Raw genomic sequence first — 11992 nt, 5'->3', positions numbered from 1 at the left:
CCCCCACCGCTTTCGCAAAGGTCACCGCATGAACACCTCCGCACACAGCACCGCGCACCGCAACGGCGCACGCTGGTTGACGCAGGCCCTGGAAGCCGAGGGCGTCGACACGCTGTTCGGCTATCCGGGCGGCACCATCATGCCCTTCTACGACGCCCTGGTGGACTCGGGGCTCAAGCACATCCTGGTCCGCCACGAACAGGGCGCGGCCCTGGCCGCCAACGGCTATGCCCGCGCCAGCGGCCGGGTCGGGGTGTGCGTGGCCACCTCCGGCCCGGGCGCCTCCAACCTGGTCACCGGCATCGCCGATGCGATGCTGGATTCGGTGCCGATGGTCTGCATCACCGGCCAGGTCGCCACCCCGCTGCTGGGCACCGACGCGTTCCAGGAACTGGACGTGTTCGGCCTGACCCTGCCGATCGTCAAGCACAGCTGGCTGGTGCGTTCGGTCGACGAGCTGCCGCGCATCGTCCGCGAAGCCTTCCGCATTGCCCGCGAAGGCCGCCCCGGCCCGGTGCTGATCGACCTGCCCAAGGACGTGCAGATCGCCGACGCCAGCCACCTGCCGGCGCATGTCCCCGAAACGGTGAACCCGCCCGCCGCCCCGCAGGACGAGGCCGTGGCCGCCGCCATCGCCGCGATCCAGGCAGCAGAGAAGCCGGTGATCTATGCCGGCGGCGGCGTCGCCCTGGGCGATGCGGTCGAGGACTTCCGCGCGTTCGTCAATGCCACCGCCATTCCCACCGTGCTGACCCTGCGCGGCCTGGGCGGCCTGCCGGCGCAGCACCCGCACTACCTGGGCATGCTGGGCATGCACGGCACCCGCGCGGCCAACATGGCGGTGCAGGAAAGCGACCTGCTGGTGGTGGTCGGCGCACGTTTCGACGACCGCGCCACCGGCAAGTTGAACGAGTTCGCACCGTTCGCGCGGGTCATCCACATCGACGCCGACGCGTACGAGATCTCCAAGCTGCGTACTGCCGATGTGGCGGTACCGGGCAACGTCGGCACCGCACTGCGAGCGCTGACTGCCGCACTGCCCAGCCCCGCACCGGCACAGGACGCGTGGCGCAAGCGCTGCGCGACCCACCGCGAGCGCTTCGCCGCGCGCTACGACGCCCCCGGCGCGCACATCTATGCCCCGGCCCTGCTGAAGCGCCTGAGCGAAGTCGCCCCGGCCGACGCGATCATTGCCTGCGATGTCGGCCAGCACCAGATGTGGGTGGCCCAGCACTGCCGCTTCAACCATCCGCGCAACCACCTGACCAGCGGCGCGCTGGGCACCATGGGCTTCGGCCTGCCGGCGGCGATGGGCGCGCAGTTCGCCTGTCCCGAGCGCACCGTGGTGCTGGTTTCCGGCGATGGCAGCTTCATGATGAACGTGCAGGAGCTGGCCACCATCGCACGCTGCCGCCTGCCGGTGAAGATCGTGCTGCTGGACAACAGTTCGCTGGGCATGGTCCGGCAGTGGCAGGAGCTGTTCTTCGCCGAGCGCTACAGCGAGATCGACCTGTCCGACAACCCGGACTTCGCCGCACTGGCCAAGGTGTTCGGCATTCCGGCCACCCGCATCGAGGCGCGCGACGACGTCGAAGGCGGCCTGGCCGCGCTGCTGGCCGAACCCGGCCCGGCGCTGCTGCACGTGGCCATCGACGCCCGCGCCAACGTGTGGCCACTGGTGCCGCCCAACAATGCCAACAGCACCATGCTGGAAAGCAACCCCGCCCACCAGCCGCAGGAGTTCCCCCATGCAATACCGGCTTGACCTGGTGCTGGTTCCGGCCGAAGGCGCGCTGCTGCGCGTGATCGGCATGGCCGAACGCCGCGGCTTCGCCCCGCGCGCGATCGTCGGCGCGCCCAATGCCGCCGACGATGGCCGCTGGCACCTGCAGCTGGTGGTGGACAGCACCCGACCGCCGGAAACCCTGTGCCGCCAGATCGAGAAGATCTACGACTGCGTGTCGGTGCGGATCAGCGCGCTGGAGCCCGGCGCTGGAGTATCGGCATGAACGCCCGCACCGTGGTTACGGTGCCGGTACGGAGGGGTCTTCTCGCAGGCCCGTCGACGTCGCGCGACCGGGTCGTGCCTGCGTGTCATGGCCATGCCTGCTAGCCGCGCGCCCCAGGAACCGGAAGTAGGCGACGTAAGCGTCGCCGACGTGCTGGCCGCGCAGGCGCGGCTGCGCCGGTTCCTGCCGCCGACCCCGCTGCATTACGCAGAACGGTTCGGCACCTGGCTGAAGCTGGAGAACCTGCAGCGCACCGGGTCGTACAAGGTACGCGGTGCGTTGAATGCGCTGCTGGCCGGGCGCGAGCGCGGCGACGACCGCCCGGTGATCTGCGCCTCGGCCGGCAACCACGCCCAAGGCGTGGCGTGGTCGGCCTACCGGCTGGACATCCCGGCGATCACGGTGATGCCGCATGGCGCCCCGGCGACCAAGATCGCCGGCGTGGCGCACTGGGGCGCCACCGTGCGCCAGCATGGCAACAGCTATGACGAGGCCTACGCGTTCGCGCGGGCATTGGCTGAACAGCACGGCTACCGCTTCCTGTCCGCGTTCGACGATCCGGACGTGATCGCCGGCCAGGGCACGCTGGGCATCGAACTGGCCGCGCACGCGCCGGACGTGGTGATCGTGCCGATCGGCGGTGGCGGCCTGGCCTCGGGCGTGGCGCTGGCACTGAAATCCCAGGGCGTGCGCATCGTCGGCGCGCAGGTCGAAGGGGTCGATTCGATGGCCCGCGCGATCCGGGGCGACAGCCGTGAGATCGCGCCGGTGCCGACCCTGGCCGACGGCGTCAAGGTAAAGATTCCCGGCCAGCTGACCCGCCGCCTGTGCAGCGCGCTGCTGGACGACGTAGTGATCGTGCGCGAAGCCGAGCTGCGCGAAACGCTGGTACGGCTGGCACTGGAAGAACACATCATCGCCGAAGGCGCCGGTGCGCTGGCGCTGGCGGCCGGCCGCCGCGTCGCCGGCCGGCGCAAGTGCGCGGTGGTCTCCGGCGGCAACATCGACGCGATGGTGCTGGCCCAGCTGCTCTCCGACATCCGCCCACGCGCACCGCGCAAACCGCGCCGCCGCGCCAGCGAGCGAACACGGCCGCCCCTACCGACCGTGCTCGCGCCACCCCCGACTTCCCCCGTTCTTCCTTCCCCTGCCTTGCCATCCGACCTTGCCGTCGAGGAGACCTCCTGGTGACCACGCCCAACTCCCCCCGAATTCGAATTTTCGACACCACCCTGCGCGACGGCGAACAGTCGCCCGGCTGCAGCATGAGCCCGCAGCAGAAGCTGGTGATGGCCCGCGCGCTCGACGAGCTGGGCGTGGACATCATCGAGACCGGCTTCCCGGCCAGCTCGCAGTCCGACCGCGACGCGATGGCGATGATCGGCCGCGAGGTACGCCGCCCCACGCTGGCGGTGCTGTCGCGCTGCCTGGCCACCGACATCGAGACCTCGGCCCGCGCCCTGGACGCGGCCGCCAACGCGCGCCTGCACGTGTTCCTGTCGACCAGCCCGCTGCACCGCGAGCACAAGCTGCGCATGAGCCGCGAGCAGGTGCTGGAGTCGGTGCACAAGCACGTCAGCCTGGCCCGCAGCTATATCGACGACGTGGAATTCTCCGCCGAAGATGCGACCCGCACCGAAGAAGACTTCCTGGTGGAAGTCGCACGCGTGGCGGTAGCCGCCGGCGCCACCACCATCAACCTGCCCGACACCGTGGGCTTCACCACGCCCGAAGAGATCCGCGGCATGTTCCAGCGTGTCATCGCCGGGGTGCCCGACAGCGACCGCATCATCTTCAGTGCGCATTGCCACAACGACCTGGGCTTGGCCGTGGCCAACTCGCTGGCCGCCATCGAAGGCGGCGCGCGCCAGGTGGAATGCACCATCAACGGCATCGGCGAACGCGCCGGCAACTGCTCGCTGGAAGAGCTGGTGATGGTGCTGAAGGTGCGCAACGCCTTCTACGAGGAAGACACCCGGATCAACACCCCGCGCATCGTCTCCACCTCGCAGCTGCTGCAGCGCCTGGTCGGCATGCCGGTCCAGCGCAACAAGGCGATCGTGGGCGCCAACGCCTTCGCGCACGAGTCCGGCATCCACCAGCACGGCATGCTGCGCCACCGCGGCACCTACGAAATCATGCGCCCGGAAGACGTGGGCTGGGAAAACTCGCAGATGGTGCTGGGCCGGCACAGCGGCCGTGCCGCAGTGGAAGCGCGCCTGCGCGCGCTGGGCTTCTGGCTGGAAGAGGAAGAGCTGAAGCTGGTGTTCGAACAGTTCAAGTCGCTGTGCGAGCAGCAGCGCGTGGTCACCGATGCCGACCTGCAGGTACTGATGCAGGGCAGCTCCACCCAGAACGGCTACCGCCTCGCCTCGATGACCATCAGCGACGTCGGCAGCCGCGCCAATGCGCTGGTCGAACTGTCCGACCCGGACGGCAACCGCGTCGCCGAGACCGCCCAGGGCGACGGCCCGGTGGATGCATTGTTCGGCGCACTGGCCGCCGCCACCGGCGTGCAGCTGATGCTGGACAGCTACCACGTGCACAGCGTCGGCATCGGCGCCGACGCGCGCGGCGAAGCCAACCTGAGCGTACGCCACGACGGCGTGGAGTACGAAGGGACCGGCACCAGCCGCGACATCATCGAGGCCTCCGCGCTGGCCTGGCTGGACGTGGCCAACCGCCTGCTGCGCCAGCGCCAGGCCAGTACCGAACACACCGCCGCAACCGCGGCCGCCTGAGGGATTCCGCATGAGCGCCTTCGACTCGCCGTTCGTCCCCGACAGCACCCAGCAATGGAACGCGCACGACTACGCCATCGACGCCGGCTTCGTGCCGGTGCTCGGCGGCGCGGTGGCCCGCCTGCTCGACGCGCAGCGCGGCGAGCGCATCCTGGACCTGGGCTGCGGCGACGGCGTGCTCACGTTCGACCTGGCGCTCAGCGGTGCAACGGTCGTGGGCGTGGACAGCTCGCCGGAGCTGATCGGTGGCGCCCGCGCGCGCGGCTTGGATGCCCGCCTGATGGACGCGCATGCGATGACCTTCGAGCGCTGCTTCGATGCGGTGTTCAGCAATGCCGCGCTGCACTGGATGCGCGAACCGGACCGGGTGATCGACGGCGTGCGTCGTGCCCTGCGCAGCGGCGGCCGCTTCGTCGCCGAGATGGGCGGCCAGGGCAACGTGGCCACCGTCACCAGCGCATTGCAGGCCGCGCTGTGCAGCAATGGCCATGCGGTACCGGCGTTTCCGTGGTACTTCCCCAGCGCCGACGAGTACGCCGACCGCCTGCGCGCGCATGGCTTCCAGGTCCGCCACATCGAATCCCTGCCGCGCCCGACGGTGCTGCCCACCGGCATGGCCGGCTGGCTGCGCACGTTCGCGTCGCCGTTCCTGGGCGGGCTGGACAGCACCCAGCACCAGCGCGTGATCGACGACACCGTGGCGCTGCTCGCGCCCAGCCAGCGCAACGCGCACGGTCAGTGGACCGCCGACTACGTGCGACTGCGCTTCGACGCGCGCCTGCGCGCTTCCTGATTCGACCTTTCCGCACTATCGTCACATGAACCCGCAAGGCCATCCCATGACCCCAGCTCCCCGCACCCTGTACGACAAACTGTGGGACGCCCACGTGGTCGTACCCGAATCGGACAGCGCGCCCGCCGTGCTGTACATCGACCTGCACCTGATCCATGAAGTGACCTCGCCACAGGCGTTCACCGAACTGCGCGAGCGCGGCCTGTCCCCGCGCCGCCCGGACCGGACCAAGGCGACCATGGACCACTCCACCCCGACCCTGCCGGCGGCGGCCGATGGCACCCTGCCCTACGCCAGCGCCGCCTCCGAAGCGCAGGTGGCGATGCTGGCGCGCAACTGCGCCGAGCACGGCATCGAACTGTTCGACATGCAGTCGGCCAACCGCGGCATCGTGCACGTCATCGCGCCAGAGCAGGGCTTCACCCAGCCCGGCATGACCATCGTCTGCGGCGACAGCCACACCTCCACGCACGGTGCGTTCGGCGCGCTGGCGTTCGGCATCGGCACCAGTGAAGTGGGCCACGTGCTGGCCACCCAGTGCCTGCTGCAGCGCAAGGCCAAAACCATGGCGATCACCGTCGATGGCACGCTGGCGCCCGGCGTGGGCGCCAAGGACGTGGTGCTGCACATCATCGGCGTGATCGGCGTCAACGGCGGCACCGGGCACGTGCTGGAATTCCGCGGTAGCGCAATCACCGCGATGGACATGGAGCAGCGCATGACCCTGTGCAATATGTCGATCGAAGCCGGCGCCCGCGCCGGCATGGTCGCGCCCGACCAGGTCACCTTCGACTGGGTCGCCAACACCCCGCGCGGCCCGAAGGGCATCGAATTCGACCTGGCCGTGGCGCAGTGGAAGCAGCTGCGCAGCGACGAGGGCGCACGCTTCGACGCCGAAGTACGCATCGACGCCGCCGACATCCGCCCGACCCTGACCTGGGGCACCCATCCGGGCACCGCCATCGCGGTGGACGCGCCGATTCCGGCTGCCAACGATGCCGCCGACCAGAAGGGCCTGGACTACATGCACTTCCACGCCGGGCAGACCCTGGCCGGCACCCCCGTCGACGTGGTGTTCGTCGGCTCCTGCACCAATGGCCGGCTGAGCGACATGCGCGAAGTGGCGCAGGTGCTGCAGGGCCGCCACGTGGCCTCCGGCGTGCGCATGCTGGTGGTACCGGGCTCGGAAATCGTCAAGCGCCAGGCCGAAGCCGAAGGCATCCACGCCATCGTGCGCGCGGCCGGTGCCGAATGGCGCGAACCGGGCTGCTCGATGTGCATCGCCATGAACGGCGACCTGGTCGCCCCCGGCCAGCTGGCGGTGAGCACCAGCAACCGCAATTTCGAAGGTCGCCAGGGCCCCGGCTCGCGCACCCTGCTGGCCTCGCCGATGACCGCCGCCTGGGCCGCGGTGAACGGCCGGGTGGCCGACCCCCGTGACCTGTATGCCGCGCAGGAGGTGGCCTGATGAGCGGTTTCCGCACCCTGACCTCGACCAGCGTGGTGCTGCGCGAGACCAACATCGACACCGACCAGATCATTCCGGCGCGGTTCCTGTCCACCACCGAACGCGCCGGGCTCGGCAAGCATGCGTTCAACGACTGGCGCTGGCAGGCCGACGGTGCCCCGAACCCCGCGTTTGCCTTCAACCAGCCGCACAACGCCGGCCGCAGCATCCTGCTGGCCGGACGCAACTTCGGCTGCGGCTCCTCCCGCGAGCACGCGCCGTGGGCGCTGGTCGACCTGGGCCTGCGCGCCATCGTCAGCAGCGAAATCGCCGACATCTTCCGTGGCAACGCCCTGAAGAACGGCCTGCTGCCGATCGTGCTGGACGAAGCCGACGTACAGACCCTGATGCAGCGCCCCGACGATGCCTTGACCGTGGACGTCGCCGCGCGCGAACTGCGCACGCCCGACGGCCGCGTGTACACCTTCCCGCTGGACGGCTTCTCGCAGACCTGCCTGCTGGAAGGCGTGGACCAGCTGGGGTATCTGCTGGGCCGCACCCCTGACATTGAACGTTACGAGAGTGAACATGCACGCTGAGATCGTCGCTTTACCCGGTGATGGCATCGGTCCCGAAGTCGCCGCTGCCGCCGTCGCGGTGCTGGGCGCCGTCGCCGAACGCTTTGGCCACACCTTCACCTTCAGCGAGCACGACATCGGTGGCATCGCCATCGACCGCCACGGCGAACCGCTCCCCGCCGCCACCCTCGACGCCTGCCGCCAGGCCAACGCCATCCTGCTCGGCGCGGTGGGCGGCCCGAAATGGTCCGACCCCAATGCAAAGGTCCGGCCCGAACAGGGCCTGCTGGCCATCCGCAAAGCGCTCGGCCTGTACGCCAACCTGCGCCCCGTGCGCACCCACCCCGCCGCCCTCGGCGCCTCGCCGATCAAGGCCGAACTGCTCGAAGGCGTCGACTTCGTCGTCGTACGCGAACTCACAGGCGGCATCTACTTCGGCGAAAAGACCCGCACCGCCGACACCGCCAGCGACCTGTGCAGCTACAGCGTCGGCGAGATCGAACGCGTCATGCGCAGCGCCTTCCGCCTGGCCCAGCAGCGCCGCGGCAAGGTCACCTCGGTCGACAAGGCCAACGTACTGGAAACCTCGCGCCTGTGGCGCGACGTCGCCGCACGCATCGGCCGCGAAGAGTTCCCCGAGATCGCCCTCGAACACCAGCTGGTCGACTCCATGGCCATGCACCTGCTGGCCAAGCCGCGCGAGTACGACGTGATCGTGACCGAGAACATGTTCGGCGACATCCTGACCGATGAGGCCTCGATGCTGGCCGGCTCCCTGGGCCTGCTGCCGTCGGCATCGCTGGGTGAACCCGGCGCCGTGGGCATCTACGAACCCATCCACGGTTCGGCCCCGGACATCGCCGGCAAGGGCATCGCAAACCCGTACGCCACCATCTTCAGCGCCGCAATGCTGCTGCGCCATTCGTTGGGATTGGAAGCAGAAGCGGCAGCAGTAGAAGCCGCCGTGCATGCCGCGTTGGACGACGGCGTATTCACCGCCGACCTCGCAGCAAAGGGCCAGGCCGTATCGACCACGCAGGCCACCGACGCCGTGTTGGCGCGGTTGTAGCCCTTCCCAACCGCCCACGACCAACCATCGGGGGCGGCCGCCGGGTAGCCCCCGGAGGGACGCTAGAAAACATGGATGTTTTCTAGCAGCGTACAAGGACGTACTTGCGGCGTGTCCCGGAGCGGGGCTGCCCGGCGGCCGCCCCAGCACGGAAAAATCAAAGCGCCGCTCTTCGCGCCGCAATGATCACGCCTGCTCCCCAGCCTCATCCGGCTTCACCCGGAACCACGCCGCATACAACGCCGGCAGGAACACCAGCGTCAACACCGTGCCCACGATCAGCCCGCCCATGATCGAAATCGCCATCGACCCGTAGAACGCGCTGCGCGACAGCGGAATCATCGCCAGCACCGCCGCCAGCGCCGTCAGCACGATCGGCCGGAACCGGCGCACCGTCGCATCGATGATCGCGTGCCAACGGTCATGCCCCGCATCGATGTCCTGCTGGATCTGATCGATCAGGATCACCGAATTGCGCATGATCATGCCCGCCAGCGCGATCGTCCCCAGCAACGCCACGAACCCGAACGGCGCCCGGAACAACAGCAGGAACAGCGTCGCCCCGATGATCCCCAGCGGCGCCGTCACCAGCACCATCGCCGCCCGCGAGAAACTGCGCAGCTGCAGCATCAGCAACGTCGCCACCACGATCAGGAACAACGGCATGCCCGCCTTGATCGAATTCTGGCCACGCGCCGAATCCTCCACCGTACCGCCTGTCTCCAGCAGATACCCCGACGGCAGCTCCGCCCGGATCCCTTCCAGCGTCGGCAACAACTGCTGCACCACATCCAGCGGCTGCTTCCCATCGCCGATGTCCGCACGCACCGTCACCGTCGGCAACCGGTTGCGGTGCCAGATGATCCCGTCCTCGAACACATACTCCAGCCGCGCCACCTGCGACAACGTCACCGACGTCCCGCCGCTGGTCGGAATCGCCAGGCTGCCCAGCATGTCCAGCCGCACCCGCTCATTGTCCGGACCCCGCAGCAGCATCTCGATCAGGCGATTGCCCTCCCGGTACGTGCTCACGCTCATCCCCGACAACGACGTGCCCAACAGCTGGCTCACCTGCGCACTGCTCACGCCCAGCGCCCGCGCACGGTCCTGGTCGATCACCAGCCGCACCACCTTGCTCGGCTCGCTCCAGTCCAGGTTCACGTTCATCACATGCGGGTTCTCCCGCACCTTCGCCTCCACCTTGCGCGCAATTGCCTGCACCTGCTCGATATGCTCACCGGAAATACGCATCTGCACCGGGTAGCCCACCGGCGGCCCGTTCTCCAGCCGCGTCACCCGCATCTGCACGTCCGGGAACTGCGGAATCACCTCTTTCAGCAACCAGCTCCGCGTCGCCTCGCGCGCCTCCGCGTTCTCCGTCAACACCACGAACTGCGAGAAATTGGTCGCCGGCAGCTGCTGGTCCAGCGGCAGGTAGAAACGCGGCGACCCCGTGCCCACGTAGGCCACGTAGTTGCTGATGCCGTCCCGCCCCTTCAACAGCGTCTCCAGCTTGTGCGCCTGCGCCTGCGTCGCCTGCAGCGACGCACCTTCGGCCAGCTCGATGTCCACCATCAGTTCCGGCCGGGTCGAATCCGGGAAGAACTGCTGCGGCACGAAGCGGAACATCAGCAGCGAGAACACGAACAACGCCGCTGTCGCCGCGATCACCCACCAGCGATGGCGCAGGCAGCTATCCAGGAATCGCCGGAAGCGCGTATAGAACGGCCGCTGGTACGGATCATGGTCGTGCGCATGCTGCTTCGGCACGATGAAGCGCCCCAGCGCCGGGAACCGATCGCCCCACGCCTGCCGCCGCGCATGCCAGCGCGCCGCGAAACTGCCCGGCTTCGGCGGCTGCGGATTGAACAGGTCCGGCAGCATCTTGTCGCCCAGGTACGGAATGAACAGCACCGCCGCGATCCACGACACCACCAGCGCAATGGTCACCACCTGGAACAGCGACCGCGTGTACTCGCCCGTGCTCGACGCCGCCGTCGCGATCGGCAGGAAGCCGGCCGCCGTGATCAACGTACCGGTCAACATCGGGAACGCCGTCGACTCCCACGCAAAACTCGCCGCGCGCAGGCGGTCGTAGCCCTGCTCCATCTTGGTGGCCATCATCTCCACCGCGATGATCGCATCGTCCACCAGCAGGCCCAGCGCCAGCACCAGCGCACCCAGCGAAATCTTGTGCAGGCCGATGTCGAAGTAATGCATGACGAAGAACGTCATCGCCAGCACCAGCGGAATGGTCACACCCACCACCAAGCCGGTGCGCAGGCCCAGCGAGAAGAAGCTGACCAGCAGCACGATCACCACCGCCTCGGTCAGCACCTGCACGAACTCGCCCACCGACTCTTCCACCGCATGCGGCTGGTCGGAGACCTTGCGCAGCTGCATCCCCGCCGGCAGCGTCTTCTGCAGGCGTTCGAACTCCGCATCCAGGGTCGAACCCAGCTTGAGGATGTCGCCACCGTCCTTCATCGCCACCGCAATGCCGATCGCGTCCTCGCCCATGAAGCGCATCTTCGGCGAGGCCGGGTCGGCGAAGCCGCGCTTGATCTCGGCGATGTCGCCCAGGTGCAGCGTGCGGTCGCCGGCCTGGATCGGGAAGCGGCGGATGTCGTCCACGCTCTGGAACTGGCCGGTCACGCGCAGCTGCACGCGGTCGGTCGGCGTTTCGAAGAAGCTGGTCGCGGTGATCGCGTTCTGGTCGGCCAGCGCCTGCTGCACCTGCTGCAGCGACACGCCCAGCGTGGCCAGCTTGGTGTTGGACAGCTCGATCCAGATCTTCTCGTCCTGCAGGCCTTCCAACTCGATCTTGCCCACGTCCGGTACCCGCTGCAGCTCCAGCTGGATGCGGTCGGCGTAGTCGCGCATCACCGCGTAGTCGAAGCCCTGCCCGGTCAACGCATAGATGTTGCCGAAGGTGTCGCCGAACTCATCGTTGAAGAACGGCCCCACGATCTCGCGCGGCAGGGTCGGCTTGATGTCGCCCACGCGCTTGCGCACCTGGTACCACAGGTCCGGAATCGCCTTGGAACGCAGGCTGTCGCGCGCCACGAAGATCACCTGCGACTCGCCCGGACGCGAATACGAGCGGATGAACTCGTACTGCCCGGTGTTCAACAGCGCCTTTTCGATCGGCTCGGTCACCTGCCGGGAGACCTGCTCGGCGGTGGCACCCGGCCACAGCGTGCGGACCACCATCACCTTGAAGGTGAACGGCGGATCCTCGGACTGGCCCAGGTGCTTGTACGACCACGCGCCGATGATGGCGAAGGCGAGCATGGCGAACAGCACCAGCGCGCGGTTGCCCAGCGCCCATTCGGAAAGATTGAAGCGGCGCACG

Annotated in this window: 9 protein-coding genes; 8 read left to right on the top strand and 1 reads right to left on the bottom strand. The window is 68.6% G+C overall.

The window, feature by feature from the left end:
- Positions 1-28: 28 nt before the first annotated feature.
- The 8 genes from ilvG (at position 29) to leuB (ending at position 8637) form a co-directional block, all read left to right on the top strand.
- Positions 29-1765 carry an acetolactate synthase 2 catalytic subunit gene (ilvG, locus tag C2U58_RS06655; RefSeq protein ID WP_102945124.1) on the top strand — a complete coding sequence of 579 codons (1737 nt, stop codon included), beginning with the start codon at positions 29-31 and terminating at the stop codon, positions 1763-1765.
- The gene (locus C2U58_RS06650; protein ID WP_070208854.1) at positions 1749-2009 is read left to right on the top strand and encodes an ACT domain-containing protein; all 261 of its coding nucleotides are present in this window, start codon (positions 1749-1751) and stop codon (positions 2007-2009) included. Before ilvG ends, C2U58_RS06650 begins: the two co-directional genes overlap by 17 nt.
- 93 nt (positions 2010-2102) lie before the next feature.
- The gene (locus C2U58_RS06645) at positions 2103-3200 is read left to right on the top strand and encodes a threonine dehydratase (protein WP_102945445.1); all 1098 of its coding nucleotides are present in this window, start codon (positions 2103-2105) and stop codon (positions 3198-3200) included.
- Positions 3194-4750 carry a 2-isopropylmalate synthase gene (locus tag C2U58_RS06640; RefSeq protein WP_102945444.1) on the top strand — a complete coding sequence of 519 codons (1557 nt, stop codon included), beginning with the start codon at positions 3194-3196 and terminating at the stop codon, positions 4748-4750. The genes C2U58_RS06645 and C2U58_RS06640 overlap by 7 nt, the downstream gene beginning before the upstream one ends.
- 10 nt (positions 4751-4760) lie before the next feature.
- Entirely contained in the window at positions 4761-5543 is a 783-nt protein-coding gene (locus C2U58_RS06635) for a class I SAM-dependent methyltransferase (RefSeq protein ID WP_102945123.1), read from the top strand.
- 46 nt (positions 5544-5589) lie between these two features.
- Positions 5590-7011, top strand: a complete 1422-nt coding sequence (gene leuC / locus C2U58_RS06630; protein WP_102945122.1) for a 3-isopropylmalate dehydratase large subunit — start codon at positions 5590-5592, stop codon at positions 7009-7011.
- Complete coding sequence (gene leuD, locus C2U58_RS06625; RefSeq protein ID WP_102945121.1) at positions 7011-7589, top strand: 3-isopropylmalate dehydratase small subunit; 579 nt, start codon at positions 7011-7013, stop codon at positions 7587-7589. Before leuC ends, leuD begins: the two co-directional genes overlap by 1 nt.
- Positions 7579-8637 carry a 3-isopropylmalate dehydrogenase gene (leuB, locus tag C2U58_RS06620; protein WP_102945120.1) on the top strand — a complete coding sequence of 353 codons (1059 nt, stop codon included), beginning with the start codon at positions 7579-7581 and terminating at the stop codon, positions 8635-8637. Before leuD ends, leuB begins: the two co-directional genes overlap by 11 nt.
- 186 nt (positions 8638-8823) lie before the next feature.
- On the opposite strand, the gene C2U58_RS06615 is transcribed toward leuB, so the two are convergent.
- Positions 8824-11991 carry an efflux RND transporter permease subunit gene (locus C2U58_RS06615; protein ID WP_102945119.1) on the bottom strand — a complete coding sequence of 1056 codons (3168 nt, stop codon included), beginning with the start codon at positions 11989-11991 and terminating at the stop codon, positions 8824-8826.
- Position 11992: the final 1 nt, after the last annotated feature.

This window comes from Stenotrophomonas sp. VV52, assembly GCF_002893095.1.
GTDB lineage: Bacteria > Pseudomonadota > Gammaproteobacteria > Xanthomonadales > Xanthomonadaceae > Stenotrophomonas > Stenotrophomonas aracearum.
The sequence above is the reverse complement of the archived record's forward strand: the minus strand, read 5'-3'. Positions and strand labels throughout refer to the sequence as shown.